Below are 16,959 nucleotides of genomic sequence, written 5' to 3'. Positions count from 1 at the left end.
GCCGAGCACGGTAGCCCCCGCGGCTGGATGCGCGACCCCTGCCGCGGTCTGCTCGGGCGGGCGTATCGTCGCCCCATGGTCGATGCGGATCTCCGTCTCGCGACCGTCGCCGACGCGCGCGACGTCGCCCGGCTGCTGCACGCGTTCAACGCCGAGTTCGACACGCCCACGCCGCGCGCCGAGGTGCTCGCCGAGCGGCTCGCGACGCTCGTCGAGCGCGACGACACGTTCGCGGTCGTCGCAGGCTCGCCGCCGAACGCCGTCGCGCTCGTGACGCTGCGGCCCAACGTGTGGGCGGGCACCGTCGCGCTGCTCGACGAGCTGTACGTCGAGCCGGATGCCCGCGGTGCCGGGATCGGCGCACGCGTGCTCGCGCTCGTCGCCGAGGAGGCGGCGCGGCGCGGCGCGACGGGGCTCGAGGTCGAGGTCGACGAGCCCGACGTCGACGCGCAGCGCTTCTACGACCGCGAGGGCCTGCCGCTCGCCGACGCGACGACGGGGCAGCGCGCGTTCGTCGTGCGCCGATCGCTCTGACGAGGGGACGGCCAGCGTCCCCCGCTCGGTGCGCACGCGAGTGAGCGGTGCGACGATCGGCGCGTGCCGACGGATGACGCGGATCGTGCAACTCTGCCTCGTACGAACATGCTCGGGGGACGAACGCCAGATGAGGCGTCACGCATGGCATCCGTCGCTCGTCTCGGGTACGGAGGTCTCACCGTGCCACGAACCATCACCATGACGCCCGACGTCGCCAGCGCCCCGCGCGCACCGCAGACCGCGGTCGCCGCGCGTCGCATGGCGCAGATCGTCGACGCCGCCGCCCGCATCGTCGACGAGCGCGGCGCCGAGCGCCTCACGACCGCCGCGATCGCGAACGCGACGGGCCTCGCGATCGGCAGCATCTACCGGTACTTCCCCGATCGCGTCGCGATCCTCGTCGAGCTCGGTCGCCGCAGCCGCGAGCGGCTGCACGACCGACTGCTCGCCGCCACGAGCATGGGGCAGCCGACGTTCGAGCAGGCGATCGACGCCTTCGTCGACACCGTCGCGCAGCACTACCGCGCCGAGCCCTCCGTGCGGTCGATCGGCCTCGGCGACCGGATCGACCTCGGTGCCGACCGCGAGCACGTGGCGTGGACCGAGGTCGCGTCGCCCGTCGTCGACGCGCTCGTGCGCGACCACGGCGTGCCGGCGGCGCTCGCGGTCGTCGCGATCGACACCGCTGCGCCCATGGTCGACGCGCTCGTCGAGCTCGCGTTCCGCGACCACCCCACTGGCGAGCCCACGTTCCTGCAGCATGCGCGTCTGGTCGCGCGCGGCTGCATCCGCCGCGTCGTCGGCTGACGCCACGCGCGAAGACGGGCCCGAGGGATCGCATCCCTCGGGCCCGTGTCGTGTGCGGACGCCCTCAGCCGCGCTGCGACGACCACGCCGCCCACAGGGTGGCGTAGGGGCCGCCCGCGTGCGCGAGGTCGTCGTGCGCGCCGTCCTCGACGACGCGACCAGCGTCGAGCACGAGGATGCGGTCGGCGTCGCGCGCCTGCGACAGGCGGTGCGCGACGGTGAGCACCGTGCGCCCCGCGAACGCGCGCCGAGCGGCGAGCTCGAGCGCACGGGCGTCGTGCGTGTCGGCGTCGGCGGTCGCCTCGTCGAGCACGACGATCGACGCCGACGACAGCAGCACGCGCGCGAGGGCGATGCGCTGCGCGTCGACCGGTTCCACGTGCGCGTTGCCGTCGCCCACGAGCGCGTCGAGATCGCCGATCCGCGTGCGCCATGCGGCGCCGGCCACGGCATCCATCGCCGCGACGAGCGCGGCGTCGTCGGCGCTCGGGGCCGCGACGAGCAGGTTGTCGCGCACGGAGCCCGAGAACACGTGCACGTCCTGCCCGACCATGACGACGCGCTCGGCGCGCGACGCCTCGTCGAGCGTCACGGGGTCGTGGCCCGCGACCGACACCGAGCCGGCGCGCGCCTCGAGCAGGCCGACGATCGCACGGGCGAGCGTCGTCTTGCCAGCACCCGACGACCCGACGATCGCGACCCACTGCCCGTGCGGCACGTGCAGGTCGACGGCGTGCAGCGCATCCTCACGGTCGGGGTAGCCGGCGCGCAGGCCCGTCACCGCGATGGCGGCGGGGGCGTCGATGCTCGCGTCGGCCGTGCGACCGCGATCGGTGCGCGCCGAGCGCACGACGCCCACGATGCGCGCGAGCGCCGCCGACGCCGCCTGCAGGTCGTCGACGAGCATGACGAGCACCGCGAGGGGCCCGAACAGCGCGAGGAAGAGCAGCGATGCCGTCGTGACCTCGCCCACGGTCACGGTGCCCGAGCCGGCGAGCCAGCCGCCGACCGCGAGGATCGACGCGAGCCCCGCGGCCTCGGCCATGTTCATGCCGAAGCCGAGCCGCGCCTGCACGAGGCGCGTGCGCAGCGCCCAGCGCAGCACCGTCCACGAGCGGTGGCCGATGCGCTCGCCGGCCGTCTCGGTCCAGCCGTAGGCCTGCAGCGTCGGCAGCGAGCGCATCGCCGCGAGCATCTCGCGCGACCTGGCCGACACGGCGGCGCGCTCGGCGGCGTACATGCGGGGCGCACGGCGGATGTAGTGCCGCAGCGCGACGGCGTGCACGGGCACGACGGCGAGCATCGCCACGAGCAGCAGCGGATGCAGCGCCGCGAGCCCGATGCCGGTCGCGACGACCGCGAGCAGCGAGCCCGCGAACGCGGGGATCGCCTCGGTCGTCACCTCGCCGACGGCCTCGACGTCGTGCGTGGTGCGCGCGACGAGCTCGCCGTCGGGGATCGTGTCGACGACAGCGGGGGAGAGCGACAGGGCGGCGTCGACGACGTCCTCGCGCAGCCTGGCCAGTGCCGTCTCGAGCACGAGCGCGAGCACGATGGCGCCGGCGGCGCCCAGCAGCGAGCCGCCGACGACGCCGACCGCGATGAGCGCGATCGCGAGCACGGGGTCGCCGCCGTCGACGACGACGTCGACGAGCATGCCGAGCCCCGTCGGCACGGCGAGGCCGGCCGTCGCGGTGCCGGCGAGCAGCACGAGCGCGCCCGCGAGCGTCCACGGCCGACGGCGCAGGATGCCCCACGCGAGCCGCGCGGTGTCGCGGCCGGAGGCGATCGGCAGGGTCGATGCGCTCACGAGACCGCCTCCACGTAGGTCGCGCTCGACGCCATGAGCGCCTCGTGCCGGTCGGTGGCGGCGACGCGGCCGCCCTCGAGCACCACGACGCGGTCGGCGCGCGCGAGCAGCTGCGGCGTCGAGCACACGACGACGACGGCGCGGTCCGCGACCGCGTCGCGCAGCCGCTCGGCGATGCGCAGCTCGGTGACGGCGTCGACCGCGGTCGTCGGGTCGTGCAGCACGAGCGCCGCCGCCGGGGCCGCGTAGGCGCGGGCGAGGGCGAGGCGCTGCCGCTGCCCGCCGGAGAGGGAGCGGCCCGAGGGACCCACGTCGGTCGCCGTGCCGCTCGGCAGGGTCGCGAGGGCGTCGTCGAACGCCGAGGCTGCGAGGGCCGGATGCGGGTCGCCCGACGAGCGCCCGAGCACGTTGCGCGCAACGGAGCCCGCGATCGCATGCGCGGCGTGCGGTGCGGCGACGACGTGCTCGTACCTACGGCTCGCGGGCAGCGCTGCGAGGTCGTGCCCGTCGACCTCGACCGTGCCCGCCTCGGGCACGCGCGTGCCGCCGAGCAGCGCCACGAGCTCGGCAGCGGTCGGCGCGTCGGCCACGACGCCCACGACCTCGCCGGGCGCGACGTCGAGCGAGACGCCGCGCACGTGCTCGCCCACGACGTCGCGCATGCGGATGCCCGCGCCGAGCGGCGCGCGGGCATCGCCATCCGCGTCGTGCGCCGGCGGGGCGTGCAGCAGCGACAGGACGCGGGTCGCGGAGGCCGTCGCGCGCGCCCAGGTGGCGCCGACGTTGACGGCGAGCGCCTGCAGCGGGCCCATGACCACCTGCACGACGCCGACGACCGTGATGAGCTGCCCGACGGTGATCGAGCCGCCGATGGCCATGGCGACGGCGGCGATGCCGATGCCGGCGACGAACGAGCCCGTCGCGATCCTCGAGAGCGCGACGAACCACGCCTCCGTGCGTCGTGCGGCGATCGCCGCGTCGAGCGCGCGGCTGCTCGCGGCGCGGTAGCGCGTGCTCGCCTGCGCCGTCGCGCCGAGCGCCGAGAGCGTGCGGAAGCCGCCGATGACGTCGGCGGCGAGCGTCGCGGCATCCGCCGTCACCTGCTGCTCGGCCTCCGCCCGCTGGCGCAGGGCCTTGCCGATGCGATCGAGCAGCAGCAGGAAGATCGGTCCGCCGGCGATGACGGCGACGCCGAGCGGCCACGAGATGCCGACGAGCACGATGCCGGCGACGATCACGGCGGCGAGCTCGGCGATGGGGAAGACGAGCAGCATGACGCCGCCCGACACCGTCTGCACGTCGGTGCCGCCGATGCCGAGCAGCTCGCCCGCCGAGCGCGGCCGGTCGCCGAAGCCGCGCGGGTCGAGCATGCGCCACGTCGTGCGCATGCGCAGCCCGTGGTGCGCCTCCTCCATGCCGCGCAGGCCGAAGAAGATGCCGACCTGGAAGGCGAGCGCGAGCGTGAGGAACACGCCCACGAGCACGCCGATCCACGTCCACAGCGCGACGGGGTCGTGCGCGACGATGCCGCGGTCGATCACGAGGCCGACGACGACGGGCACGGCGATCTCGCACACCTGGTGCACCGTGATGCCGGCGAGGCCGGGCAGCACGCGGCGCCACGCGCCGACGGCGGTGCCGGCGACGAGTCGCCGGGGTCCGGCCGAGGTCGCCGAGCTCGAGGGACCGGCCTGCGGGGATGCGTGGGCGCGCGCGGACATGGGACCTTCCGGGGGGGGCTTGGGGGTGGGCCTGCGCGCAGCGCGCAGCGAGGCCTTGCAGCAAGGGTACCCTTACCTGCACGCTGCGCGCACCGTGCTAGCGTCGCCTCCACGACACGGGGTGCCCCTGCCTGGGGCTGAGATCACACCCGGCGAACCTGATCGAGCTCGTACTCGCGGAGGGATGTCATCCATGGCACACGTCCACCCTGCCCACCCGATGCCGCTGCACGCGGCCCACCTGACGCCGGCGGAGGCCCTGGCGGCGCTCCGCGCCGCGGCGCCGCTCACGCAGTGCATCACGAACCACGTCGTCACGGGCTTCACGGCCAACGTGCTGCTCGCGCTCGGCGCGAGTGCCGCGATGGTCGACATCCCCGACGAGGCCGGCGCGTTCGCGGGCGTCGCCGACGGCGTGCTCGTGAACCTCGGCACGCCCACGGCCGAGCAGCGCGCCGCGGCGCGCGAGGTCGTCGCCGCGACCGATCGCTGGGTGCTCGACCCCGTCGCGGTCGGCACCCTGCCGGTGCGCACCGCGTTGGCGCACGAGCTGCTCGCGCACGGTCCGGCGATCGTGCGCGGCAACGCCTCCGAGATCCTCGCCCTCGCCGGCGCGGGCGGAGGCGGTCGCGGCGTGGATGCGACGGACGGGCCGGAAGCGGCTGCCGAGACCGCGATGCGTCTCGCGGCCGAGACGGGAGCGGTCGTGGCCGTGTCTGGCGTCGTCGACCTCGTGACCGACGGCCGCGAGGTCGTGCGCGTGCCCGGCGGCTCGCCGCTGCTCACGCGCGTGACGGGCGGCGGCTGCTCGCTCGGCGCGACGATGGCGGCGTTCCTCGGCGTCTGCGCACCGCTGTCGGCGGCCGTCGCGGCGTCGCTCGTGCACGCGCGGGCGGCGGAGGTCGCCGCGGCGGGTGCCGACGGTCCCGGCTCGTTCGCCGTGCGCTTCCTCGACGCCCTCGCGGCGCTCGAGCCCGCGGACCTCGACGAGGCGCGCCTCGAGCGTCGCATGGTGGAGGTCGCACGATGAGCGTCGCGGGCATCCACCTCGTCACCGACGAGCGGCTGCCGGTCGATCGGCTGCTCTCGGTCGTCGACGCCGCCGTCGGCGCGGGCGTGCGCGTGGTGCAGCTGCGTGCGAAGCACGCGACGGCGCGCGAGCTCGTCGCGCAGGCGGTCGCGCTCTCGTCGGTCGTCGCCGGCCGTGCGTCGCTGCTCGTCGACGACCGGCTCGACGTCGTGCTCGCCGCCCGCGGCGCAGGTGCGCGCGTCGACGGCGTGCACCTGGGGCAGTCCGACGTGCCGCCAGAGACCGCGCGGCGCCACCTCGGCGCGACGGCGATCGTCGGCTGGACGGCGTCGACGCCCGAGCATCTCGCCGCCGCCGCGGCCATGCCCGTCGGCACGCTCGACTACCTCGGCGTCGGCGTGCTGCGCGCCACCGCGACGAAGCCCGACCATCCGCCCGCCCTCGGCGTCGCCGGCATCCGCGCCGTCGCCGCCGCCACCGACCTGCGGTGCATCGCGATCGGTGGCGTCGACGTGCGCGACGTGCCCGGCCTCGCCGTCGCGGGCCTCGCGGGCGTCGCGGTCGTCTCGGCCGTGAGCGCCGCCGCCGATCCGCGCGCGGCCGCCGCGGCGCTCGTCGCGGCGTGGCAGACCGCGGCGGGGGTGCGCGCATGAGCCGCATCCCTCGCGTGCTGTCGATCGCCGGCAGCGACCCGTCTGGCGGCGCCGGCATCCAGGCAGACCTCAAGGCCATCGCGGCGCACGGCGGCTTCGGCATGGCCGTCGTCACAGCGCTCACGGCGCAATCGACGCGCGGCGTCGTCGACGTGCACGTGCCGCCGCTGCCCTTCCTCGACGCGCAGCTGCGCACGCTGAGCGACGACGTCGCGATCGACGCCGTCAAGCTCGGCATGCTGGCGTCGGCGCCCGTCGTCGCGGTCGTCGAGCGCTGGCTCGCCGACGTGCGCCCGCCGCTCGTCGTGCTCGACCCGGTCATGGTCGCGACGAGCGGCGATCGGCTGCTGGCGAGCGACGCCGAGGACGCCATCCGCCGCCTCTGCACCGCCGCCGACCTCGTGACGCCGAACGTGCCCGAGCTCGCGGTGCTCGTCGGCGAGCCCGTGGCGGCGACGTGGGATGCGGCGCTCGCGCAGGCGCGCACGCTGCACCAGCGCACGGGTGCTGCGGTGCTGTTGAAGGGCGGCCACCTCGACGGCGCCACGTGCCTCGACGCGATCGTCGACGCCGACGGCGTGCACGTGGTCGCGGGCTCGCGCCTCGCGGCGACGTCGACGCACGGCACGGGCTGCACGCTGTCGTCGACCATGGCGACGCTCGCCGCGGGCGGCGCGACGTGGCGGGCGGCGCTCGACGTCGCCAAGCCGTGGCTCGCCGCGGCCATCGCGGCGGGGGAGTCGCTCGACGTCGGCGCGGGCGCGGGCCCCGTCGACCACCTCCACGCGCTGCGCGGCGCCATGCCGACGACGTCGTGGGCGTCGGATGCGTGGGCCCGGACCGCCGGCGTGCGCGCCGACGTCGACGCGTGCGCCTTCGTGCGCAGCCTCGGCGACGGCTCGCTCGAGCCCGAGCGGTTCCGCTGGTACCTCGCGCAGGACGCCATCTACCTCGGCGAGTACGCGCGCGTGCTCGCCCGTGCGAGCGCGCTCGCGCCGACGGGCGACGAGCAGGCGTTCTGGGCGCGCTCGGCGGCCAGCGCGATCGAGGAGGAGGCGTCGTTGCACCGCAGCCACGTCACCGAGGTGCCCGACCGCGCTCCCGACACGCGCGCGTACGTCGATCACCTGCAGGCGGCGGCGCACGGCGCCTACGCCGAGGTCGTCGCCGCGGTGCTGCCGTGCTTCTGGCTCTACGCCGACGTCGGCGCGCGGCTCGCGGCGCTCGACGACGCTGCGCATCCGTTCCACGACTGGCTCGTCGCGTACGGCGACGCGGGCTTCGCCGAGGCGACGAGGCAGGCGATCGCGATCGCGGATGCCGCGGCGTGCGCCGCCGGACCCACGCTGCGCGGGCGCATGGACGCGGCGTTCGACCGCTCGATGGCGCTCGAGCTCGCGTTCTTCGAGGCGCCGGTGCGCGTGCGGCTGGAGGCGGCGATGCTGGGCTGACGCCTCAGCCCACGAGCCCGTCGCGCAGCATCGTGCGCGCGGCTCGCGTCGCCGCCGACGACCCGCGCAGCGACGCGAGCCACGCGCGCAGCGCCGCGTCGTCGACGCCGCCGCCGCGCACGAGCTCGTCGTGCAGCAGCGTCACGAGCCCGCCGACGCCGCGGGCGTCTGCAGGCAGCGCGGGCAGCAGACGCACGAGCACGTCGACGGCGAGCGCGGGCGAGAGCGTCGCGACGTCGGCGAACGCCGTCGTCCAGCGCGTGAGCGAGCACACGCGGGCGCACGCGACGAGGCCGGCGACCGCGTCGTCGAGGGCGATGCGCGTCGGCACGGCCGCCACGAGCAGCTCTGCCGCGGCGGCACGCGCGGGCCCGCGCGATGCCGAGAGTCCGAGGCCGACGAGCTGCATCGTCGCGGGCGTCCACGCGCCGCGGTGCGTCGCGAGGGCCGCGAGCACGGCATCCTCGCCCTGCGGTGCCGTCATGTGCTGGGCGGCGAGCATGGGCATGACGCCGTGCGCGACGAGCGGCCCGGTCGACGACGGGCGTGCGAGCGCGAGCGCGGCGGGCGACGGATCGAGCTCGCGATCGTGCAGCCGATGCTCGCTCGCCCGACCGCTCAGCATCGCGGCGGGGTCGGTGCCGTCGAAGGCCGCGACCGGTCCGGTCGGCAGCGGCTGCCACCACGTATGCGAGCGCGTGACGACGCGACCGCCGCGCTCCTCCTGCCACTCGCCGACCCGCCCGAGCCAGACGAGCATCGCGTCGTCGGCGCCATCGACCCGCACGGCGTCGGAGAGGTGCGCCCGGATGCGCTCGCTCGCCGCGTGCAGCGGATGCGCGGCGGGCAGCTCCGGCACATCGTGCGCCGGGTCGACGGGCGTGCGCAGCAGCGCCTGCGCGAGGTCGAGCGGCGCCGGCGCCGCGCCGAGGTCGGCGAGGTGCTCGAGCCGATCGAGGAGCGTCGCGGGGGCGATGGCTCCGTCGGTCGAGGTCGGCGTCGCGAGCAGCGGCACGCTCGGGGCGCCATCGCGCAGCCGGGCCACGACCTCCTCGGTGCGCAGCGACGGCAGCGGCCACGGCAGCCGCTGCAGGCTGCGCTCGCGCGTCGCCCACCCGCAGCGCGGGCAGAAGCCGTCGTGCAGATGCGGGTCGTCGGGGGAGCACCCGCAGCGGTCGAGCGCCGGGATGCGCGCGGGATCCACGGTGGCGAGCACGACTCTCGCGACGTCCTCGGCCGCGCCGTGCGTCCTTGCCCTCGCACGGCGAGCGAGCGGGGCGAGCACGCTCGAGGCCCGTGGGGTCGACGCGACCCAGGCGAGCGCGAGCTCGTGCTCGAGCGCGTCCTCCGGGTGCTCGAGCAGCGCCGACGCACGTTCGAGCGCCTCCTCGTCGGTCCACGGCTCGACGGCGCGCGCGGTCGGCACGGGCGTCGGCACGTGCGGCGGGCGCGAGGGCACGAGCGCGACCCCCAGCCCGACCGCGACCGACGGTGCGAGCAGGTCGGCGGCGTCGTCGACCGCGGCCGATGCCCCCAGGTCGGCGAGCACCGCCGCGACGCGCCGCTGCACGTCACGGTGCGGATGCTCGAGCCCGGTCGCGATCGCCGCGAGCGCCGCGGGGCGCGCATCGGGGACGGCCACGGCGGGCACGAGCAGCGCGAGCACGGCGAGCGCCGTCGCCTTCGGCTGGCCGTCGAGGCTCGGCGTAGCAGCAGGCAGCGCCGCGAGCGTGCACCGGTCGACGTCCTGCAGTCGGGCGAGGTGCCGCACCGCGAGGGCGACGCTCGCGCGGATGCCGGTGCCGAGCACGCGGAGCAGCCGGTCCTCGCGGGCCGCGAGCTCGTCGAGCGTGGGCCTGTACGCGTCGAATGCGCGCGAGAACCAGCCGGCGCGGTAGGCCGAGAAGTCGCGCAGCAGGCCGTCGAGCACGGCATCGAGCAGTCGCTCGCGCACGGCGGGGTCCGCCTCGGCGCGTCGCGCGAACCACGCCGTCCATCCTGAGCCGGAGTCGAGGTTGGCGAGCGAGACGCGTCCGCCGCCCTCGACCTCGAGGAGCCGCCAGATCGTGGCCTCGAGGGTCGGGTCGTCGGCGGCGAGTCGATCGACGACGTCGAGCATCGCGCCATGGCCCATCGTGCCCATGAGCAGCAGCACGTAGTCGTCGTCGCGCTCGACGGGCAGCCCGCCGAAGCGCTCGTGCAGGTGCAGGCGCACGAACTCGGCGGCGCCCGTGCCGTCGATCACGCGTCGGCGCGCCAGGGAGCCTGGCGTCGTGCCCCACGCGAAGCGGGGGTCGGTCGGCGGCAGCAGGTCGTGGACGTCGCGCAGCGGCACGCCCGCGTCGAGCAGGTCGGGCAGGTCGCGCTGCAGCTGCCACATCGCTTCGTAGGTCGTCACGGTCGCGCCTCGACGACCATCCGTACGGCGAGCACGTGCTTGCACGGCCCGCGCGCATTACGATGCCGTGCGAACCACGGGCACGTGCACCGGTCGGGGGTGCCGAGTCGCACCTGGTACGGCTGCCCGCCCGACGTCACGCGCACGACGCCGTCGTCGCCGACCGCCACGCCGCCGTCGGCGACGAGCGCCCGGGCGGCGACGAGTCGCGGATGCATGGCGGCGAGCACGTCGGGCACGAGCGGCAGCGGGCGGTGGAAGTAGGCGCTGCGGTGGACGTCGAACCCGACGACGCCCGACGACGCGAGCACCGCCAGCGCCGCGTCGACGCGGTCACGGGGGAGAGCGGCATCGGCGGCGAGGCGGGCGACGTCGATCGTCGCGTCGTACGCGAGCAGGGCGGCGACGAGGTCGGCGTCGTCGTCGGCCGTCGCGCCGGCGACGGCGTGCAGCAGGCTGCCCTCGCCCGAGAAGCCGCGGTGCTGCTCGGCGCTGAGCGTCAGCGTGAGGCGCGCGCCCGGCAGCGACAGCACCCACGCGCTCGCCTGCGGGCCAGAGGTCGCGTCGACGGGGGCGCCGTGCGCCTCGAGCGCGAGGGCGGCGCCCAGCAGCGGCTCGAGCGTGCGCAGGCGCTCGGGCCCGGCGAGGCACGTCGCGCCGGCGGTCGGCACCGTCGCGAGGCGCACGCCGCGCGGGGTCGCGGTCGCCCAGGTCACGGCGCGCTCGCCCTTCGGCAGCCCGCGCACGAACCGGCGCGCTGCGGGGGCGTCGAGCCGCAGGGTCGGGCGCATGGCGCTGCTCGCGGCCTGCGCCTCGCCGAAGCCGCGCAGCCAGCGATCGGGCAGCGGCACGCGCTCCTCGACGACGTCGTCGTCGCGCGTCCGCACGCGCACGCCGTCGTCGCCGACCTCGATCCGCAGCGGCTCGTCGGCCCGCACGCCCGCGAGCGCGGTGCGCAGGGGTGGGTTGACGTCGACGTTCGTCGCACCGGGCACGAGGTGCTCGACGTCGAGCGCGTCCACGTCGACGTCGAGGCGTGCGGCGACGCTGCCGCAGGCGCTGAACGACTCGAAGCGCACGACGTCGGCCGCCACCGTCACGACCGGATCGGCCTCGCGCAGGATGCGCGCGAGCGTGCCGGGCGGCACGTGGTACCGCGTGCGAGCGACGCGCGCCACGACGAGCAGGCCGGCGGCGACGACGTCGGGATGCCCTGCGACGGCGCGCAGGCACTGGGGATGCGCCGACGCACCGTCGATCGTCGCCCCGCCGCTCGTCGCGAGCGCGAGGCGAGCACCGTCGTCGACGCGGTCGAGCACCGAGGGCGCCGCGTACGCGTACGCCTGCTCGACGGTCACGGCGCACCAGCTGGCATGAGCGCCAGGCTAGTGCGCCGCGACCGTGCGTCAGCCGCGCAGCACGCGACGGCGCGCGAGCAGCGCGCCGCCGACGAGCAGCGCGAGCGCGACCGCGATCAGCGCCGCCGTCGGCCCCTCGGCGCCCGTCTGCGGCAGCGAGCCCTGGCTGCCTGCGCCGGGCGCGACGTCGTCGCCGACGCCGTCCGTGGGCGCGGGCGACGTGGGTGCCGGGTCGCTCGGCGCCGGCGTCGTCGGCTCGGGGTCGACCGGCGGGTCCGTCGGCTCGACCTGCGCATCCGTCGTCAGCGACCAGTTCTCGACGAAGAAGTCGGCCGGGTCGATCGTGCCGGCGGCGCTGGCCCGGTCGATGAGCAGCTGGCGGATCTCGAGGCGGTCGTCGTAGACGACGGGTGCCGCCGCGACGTGCGGGAACGCGCCGCCGCCCGACTGGCGGTAGTTGTTCACCGCCATGACGAACGTCTCGTCGTCCGCGATCGGCGTGCCGTCGGGGTGCGCGAGGCCGACGATGCGCGAGCCGACGGGCTGCGACACGTCGATGACGTAGTCGAGGCCCGAGATGACGTCGTAGTTGTAGTCCGGCACGCCCTCCGGGCGGTCGGGGTAGGCGGCATTCGTGCCCGTCGCCGGGTCGAACGTCGCGCCCACCTCGGTCTGCACGAAGTAGCGCGCCGAGTACTCGAGGTAGTCGCGCAGCTGCGCGCCCGTGAGCTCGACGCCCGTGAGCGTGTTCTCGTAGATGTAGAGCCCGGCGATGTCGCGGATCGTCACCTGGCCCTGCGGGAACCGGGCGGTGCGCGAGAACGGCGACGCCTGCGAGATGACCGTCGTGTCGGCCCACTCGGTGCCGTCGAGCGCCGCATCCACCGTGTCGAGCTGGATCTGGTTGATGAAGTCGATGATCGCGGTGTCCTCGTAGCGCGACGTCGCCGCCGGCAGCTCCTCGACCGACTCGGCGACGGGTGTGTTCACGTAGTCGACGGCCGCCTGGTGCTCGTCGCCGATCGCGTCGAGCACCGTCTGCGACTCCACGGGGATGTCGCGGCCGTAGTGCGGCGTCACGACGGGCGCGAAGCCCTCGTCCCACGAGACCTCGAAGCCCTCGGCCGTCGGCGCGAGCTCGAGCGTGACCTCGCTCGCCGACGTGCCCCAGTACGCGGGCTGCGTGATGAGCACCTGCTCGCCTGCCGCGTTCGTCACGACGGTCTCGGGCAGGTCCTGGTGGCTGTGGCCGGCGACGAGCACGTCGATGCCCGGCACCATGCGGGCGATGTTGCCCGCGACGTCCTCGGGCAGCGTGCTCGGGTCGTACGCGGCATCCTCGACGGTGCCCTGGCCCGTGTGCGCGAGCACGACGACGACGTCGGACTCGGCGGCGACCTGCGGCACCCACTCCTGGGCGGCCGTCACCATGTCCTGGAACTCGAGCACGCCCTCGACGTGCTGGCGGTCCCACACGCGCACGCCGGGGGTCACGAGGCCCAGCACGCCCACGCGCACCGTCTGCCCGTCGATCACGCGCTCGATGACCGTGTACGGATCGAGCGCAGGCTGGCCCGACGCGACGTCGACGACGTTCGCGCCGAGGAGGGGAGCGGTGAGGTCGTCCTCGTACGCCTCGAGCAGGTCGAGACCGTAGTTGAACTCGTGGTTGCCCACGGTGCCGGCGTCGAGCCCGATGGCGTCGAAGGCCTGCGCCATCGGGTGGTCGACCTCGTCGGCGAGCACGGCGTCGCGCTCGTCGCCGTAGCCGTAGAGGTAGGTGAGCGGCGTGCCCTGGATGGCGTCGCCGTTGTCGAGCACGACGACGGACTCCTCGCCCTGCTCGGCGCGCACCTCGTCGATCGCCGTGCCGATGCGGGCCACGCCGAGCGCGTCCTCGGTGGGGTAGGCCGCGTTCTGGAAGTAGTCCCAGTCCTGCAGGTGGCCGTGGATGTCGGTCGTCGCCATGAGCGTGAGCGTGACGCCGCCGGGCGGCGGGGCTGCGACGGCCGCCGCGGGAGCGGCGAGGAGGGCTGCGGTGGCGAGCGCCGCGGTGGCGGCGACGCGTCTGCGAGCGGGCATGGAGGATCCTCTCGAGGTGGAAGGGGGTACCCCGAACCTACGCATCCGACATGACGAGCCGATGAACTCGCCCACGCACGAGCGTCAGTCGGCCGACGCCTCCGCCGTGTGCGTCTGCATACGCGCGCCCGTCTCGTCGAAGATGCTCAGCACCTCGCACGGCCTGCCGCCGACGGCGGTCATCGAGTGCGGCACCGACGTGTCGAACTCGGCCGCCTCGCCGCGCGTGAGCGTGAGCTCGCGGTCGCCGAGCACGAGCCGCAGCCGCCCCGACAGCACGTACAGCCACTCGTAGCCCTCGTGCACGCGGGGCTCGCCGCACTCGTGCTCGGGCGTGTACGTGACCTTGAGCGCCTGCACCTTCGACCGCTCGCGCGACAGGGGCGCGAGCACCATGCCGTCGCGGCGGACGATCGGGCGCTTGACGCGCGGATCGGGCTGCTCGCGCGTCACGAGGTCGTCGATGCGGATGCCGAGCTCGGTCGTGAGGGGCAGCAGCAGCTCGAGCGACGCCTGGCGCTTGCCGGACTCGAGGCGCGAGAGCGTCGACGCCGACATGCGGGCGCGGCCCGCGAGGTCGTCGAGCGTCCAGCCGCGGGCCTGGCGTGCGGCGCGCAGCCGCGGGCCGACCTGGTCGAGCGCATCCACGAGTCCTCCGATCCTGCGCTTGCCGATTCTGCAAGCGCGCTTGCCATCATCTCATGCCACGATCGAGAGTGGGAGGCATGGAACGCTACGACGCTCTCGTCATCGGCGGAGGGACCGCCGGCCTCTCCGCAGCCCTCATGCTCGGCCGCGCCCGTCGGCGCACGGTCGTGCTCGACGCCGGCAGCCCCCGCAACCGCTTCGCCGCCCACATGCACGGCGTGCTCGGTCACGACGGCCTCGACCCCGCCGAGCTCGTGCGCCGCGGCCGCGCCGAGGTCGAGGCGTACGGCGTCGAGGTGCGCGCCGCCGACGTCGCCAGCGTCGACGAGCACGGCGGCGACCTCGTCGCGACGCTCGCCGACGGGTCGACGATCCGTGCGCGTGCCGCCGTGCTCGCGACCGGCGTCACCGACGAGCTGCCGCCCATCCCCGGCCTCGCCGAGCGCTGGGGCGTCACGGTGCTGCACTGCCCGTACTGCGACGGGTGGGAGGTGCGCGACCGCACGCTCGGCGTCGTCGCGACGGGACCCGCGAGCCTGCACCAGATCGAGCTGCTGCGGCAGTGGACCGACGACGTCGTCGCGTTCGTGCACGCGATGGGCGAGCTGCCCGCCGACGCGCTCGAGCGCATCGGTGCCCGCGGCATCCGCATCGTGGATGCCGAGGTCGCCGAGGTCGTCGGCGAGGGCACCGCGATCGACCACGTGCGCACGGTCGACGGCGCCGAGCATCGCGTCGACGCCATCTTCACGGCGGGCACGCTCGTGCCGCACGACGCCGTCGTCGCGCCGCTGGGCCTCGCGCGGCAGGACGGCCCGATGGGCGACCTCATCGTCGTCGACCCGCGCGGCGCGACGAGCCACCCGCGCGTCTTCGCCGCCGGCAACGTCGTCGTGCCGTTCGGCACCGTGCCGCTCGCGATGGGCGCGGGCTCGATGGCAGGTGGCGGGGCGAACGCCGCGCTCGTCGCCGCCGACGCGGAGGAGGCCGTGGCGCTGCAGGCGCAGGATGCCGAGGCATGGCCCGAGCAGGCGCCCGTCGCGTACTGGGAGCAGCGCTACGCGCAGCGCCGCCACTGGTCGGGGCACGCGAACGCGTCGATGGTCGACGTCGTCGCCACGCTGACGCCCGGCCGTGCGCTCGACCTCGGCTCGGGCGAGGGCGGCGACCTCGTGTGGCTCGCGCAGCAGGGGTGGCACGCGACGGGCGTCGACATCGCACCGACCGCCGCGCGCCGAGCGCAGCAGGCGGCCGAGCGCGCCGGGGTCGGCGACCGCGTGACGGCGGTCGCCGCCGACCTCGCCGAGTGGGAGGCCGATGGCGACGTCGACCTCGTCACGGCCAGCTTCCTGCAGTCGCCCGTGCACCTCGACCGCGGCACGATCGTGCGGCGGCACGCGGCACGCGTCGCGCCGGGTGGGCACGTGCTCGTCGTCGCGCACGCCGCGGCGCCGTCGTGGGCGCCCGCATCCATGCACCACGGCCACCACGACCTGCCGCAGCCCGACGACATCGTCGCGGAGCTCGCGCTGGGGGATGCGTGGAGCGTCGAGCTCGCGGAGGTGCGCACGCGCGCGGTCACGTCGCCCGACGGCGCGCCGGCGACGCTCGACGACGCGGTGGTGCTGCTGCGGCGGGAGGGGTAGGGGTCGCGCGGGGCGGGGATGGGCGGGCACGAAGTGACGCTGAGCGCCTGTTGCCGCGCGATGTGCGGATGAAGGCGCTCAGGGCGTCACCTCGTGCCCGCCCATCCCCGGCGAGCCTCGATCGCGGCGTGCTTCGACACCGAGGTCAAGCGTCACGGTCGCCGCCGACGTGCTCGCCGGGCGACCGGCTCGCAGCCTCGACGACCTCCCGACGCTGTCCCGCACGGGCGACACGGTCCCCGTGTCGATCGCTGCCCGGTACCTCTGCGATGCGTTCGTGCAGACGATCGTGCAGGACGAGCAGGGGCATCCGCTGCGCATGGGCCGACGGCAGCGGCTCTTCACGAAGGCGCAGCGTCGCGCGATCGTCGCCCGCGACCGCCATTGCAACGCGCTCGCCCCTGCGCACGTGAAGCGCGCACGAACGACGAAGGGCCCGCATCCGTGAGGATGCGGGCCCTTCGGGTTCTAGAGCGTCAGCTCAGAGGGCGCGGATGTTCGTCGCCTGCGGGCCGCGCTGGCCCTGCTCGACGTCGAACTCCACAGCCTGGCCGTCGAACAGGTCACGGCGACCCGAACCCTCGATGGCCGAGAAGTGCGCGAAGAGGTCGGCGGAGCCGTCCTCGGGAGCGATGAAGCCGAAGCCCTTCTCGGAGCTGAACCACTTGACGGTGCCCTTGGCCATGCGTCGTTTCCTTCGTTCGGGGCCGACGTTCGTCGACCCGGGTGTGCGCAGCGAGGTGAATCGATGCGGATCGCGACCCGGTGCAGGTGCACGGGCCGCAGCTTGGGGGCGAGGGTGCCGGAAGGCGCCTCGC

The 16,959-nt window shown here is 75.5% G+C and carries 14 protein-coding genes and 1 riboswitch; of the genes, 7 read left to right on the top strand and 7 right to left on the bottom strand.

Translation table 11 applies throughout. The features are described from left to right. Window positions 1-75 precede the first annotated feature (75 nt). Both BLQ67_RS01815 and BLQ67_RS01810 read left to right on the top strand, forming a co-directional pair. Window positions 76-534 carry a GNAT family N-acetyltransferase gene (locus tag BLQ67_RS01815; protein ID WP_092501918.1) on the top strand — a complete coding sequence of 153 codons (459 nt, stop codon included), beginning with the start codon at window positions 76-78 and terminating at the stop codon, window positions 532-534. A gap of 183 nt (window positions 535-717) precedes the next feature. Further along, window positions 718-1,344: a TetR/AcrR family transcriptional regulator gene (locus BLQ67_RS01810; protein ID WP_157674625.1), complete on the top strand. Its 627-nt coding sequence runs from the start codon at window positions 718-720 to the stop codon at window positions 1,342-1,344. Between the two features lie 64 nt (window positions 1,345-1,408). On the opposite strand, the gene BLQ67_RS01805 is transcribed toward BLQ67_RS01810, so the two are convergent. Beyond that, on the bottom strand, window positions 1,409-3,154 hold the full coding sequence (locus BLQ67_RS01805; RefSeq protein ID WP_172802236.1) for an ABC transporter ATP-binding protein: 1,746 nt from the start codon (window positions 3,152-3,154) through the stop codon (window positions 1,409-1,411). Continuing rightward, a complete protein-coding gene (locus BLQ67_RS01800; RefSeq protein ID WP_092501912.1) occupies window positions 3,151-4,875 on the bottom strand; it encodes an ABC transporter transmembrane domain-containing protein in 1,725 nt (574 codons plus the stop codon). The genes BLQ67_RS01805 and BLQ67_RS01800 overlap by 4 nt, the downstream gene beginning before the upstream one ends. Window positions 4,876-4,982: 107 nt before the next feature. Continuing rightward, a riboswitch (TPP riboswitch) is annotated at window positions 4,983-5,077 on the top strand. Here BLQ67_RS01800 and thiM point away from each other — a divergent pair. The 3 genes from thiM (at window position 5,069) to thiD (ending at window position 8,009) form a co-directional block, all read left to right on the top strand. Continuing rightward, the gene (gene thiM, locus BLQ67_RS01795) at window positions 5,069-5,905 is read left to right on the top strand and encodes a hydroxyethylthiazole kinase (RefSeq protein WP_231945127.1); all 837 of its coding nucleotides are present in this window, start codon (window positions 5,069-5,071) and stop codon (window positions 5,903-5,905) included. Its footprint overlaps the riboswitch before it by 9 nt. After that, window positions 5,902-6,558 (top strand): thiamine phosphate synthase, encoded by a 657-nt coding sequence (thiE, locus tag BLQ67_RS01790; protein WP_092501911.1) that lies wholly within the window; start codon window positions 5,902-5,904, stop codon window positions 6,556-6,558. Before thiM ends, thiE begins: the two co-directional genes overlap by 4 nt. Beyond that, a complete protein-coding gene (thiD, locus tag BLQ67_RS01785; RefSeq protein WP_092506722.1) occupies window positions 6,555-8,009 on the top strand; it encodes a bifunctional hydroxymethylpyrimidine kinase/phosphomethylpyrimidine kinase in 1,455 nt (484 codons plus the stop codon). Before thiE ends, thiD begins: the two co-directional genes overlap by 4 nt. A 4-nt stretch (window positions 8,010-8,013) precedes the next feature. Here the strand turns inward: thiD and BLQ67_RS01780 are convergent, their stop codons facing one another. The 4 genes from BLQ67_RS01780 to BLQ67_RS01765 form a co-directional block, all read right to left on the bottom strand. Then, complete coding sequence (locus tag BLQ67_RS01780) at window positions 8,014-10,407, bottom strand: DUF6493 family protein (RefSeq protein WP_092501909.1); 2,394 nt, start codon at window positions 10,405-10,407, stop codon at window positions 8,014-8,016. Continuing rightward, entirely contained in the window at window positions 10,404-11,765 is a 1,362-nt protein-coding gene (locus BLQ67_RS01775) for an SWIM zinc finger family protein (protein ID WP_172802235.1), read from the bottom strand. The genes BLQ67_RS01780 and BLQ67_RS01775 overlap by 4 nt, the downstream gene beginning before the upstream one ends. Window positions 11,766-11,813: 48 nt before the next feature. Further along, window positions 11,814-13,847, bottom strand: a complete 2,034-nt coding sequence (locus tag BLQ67_RS01770) for a bifunctional metallophosphatase/5'-nucleotidase (RefSeq protein ID WP_157674624.1) — start codon at window positions 13,845-13,847, stop codon at window positions 11,814-11,816. Between the two features lie 84 nt (window positions 13,848-13,931). Beyond that, window positions 13,932-14,495: a helix-turn-helix domain-containing protein gene (locus tag BLQ67_RS01765; protein ID WP_092501907.1), complete on the bottom strand. Its 564-nt coding sequence runs from the start codon at window positions 14,493-14,495 to the stop codon at window positions 13,932-13,934. Window positions 14,496-14,572: 77 nt separating this feature from the next. Here BLQ67_RS01765 and BLQ67_RS01760 point away from each other — a divergent pair, with 77 nt between their 5' ends. Next, window positions 14,573-16,141 (top strand): FAD-dependent oxidoreductase, encoded by a 1,569-nt coding sequence (locus BLQ67_RS01760; protein WP_092501905.1) that lies wholly within the window; start codon window positions 14,573-14,575, stop codon window positions 16,139-16,141. A 103-nt stretch (window positions 16,142-16,244) separates the two neighbouring features. Further along, window positions 16,245-16,589 carry a DUF222 domain-containing protein gene (locus tag BLQ67_RS01755; protein WP_092501904.1) on the top strand — a complete coding sequence of 115 codons (345 nt, stop codon included), beginning with the start codon at window positions 16,245-16,247 and terminating at the stop codon, window positions 16,587-16,589. A 33-nt stretch (window positions 16,590-16,622) separates the two neighbouring features. Here BLQ67_RS01755 and BLQ67_RS01750 read toward each other — a convergent pair whose 3' ends face one another. Next, entirely contained in the window at window positions 16,623-16,826 is a 204-nt protein-coding gene (locus tag BLQ67_RS01750; RefSeq protein WP_092501902.1) for a cold-shock protein, read from the bottom strand. Window positions 16,827-16,959 lie beyond the last annotated feature (133 nt).

This window comes from Agrococcus jejuensis (assembly GCF_900099705.1).
GTDB lineage: Bacteria > Actinomycetota > Actinomycetes > Actinomycetales > Microbacteriaceae > Agrococcus > Agrococcus jejuensis.
Note: the sequence above shows the minus strand (reverse complement) of the source record. Positions and strands in the feature narration are given on the sequence as shown.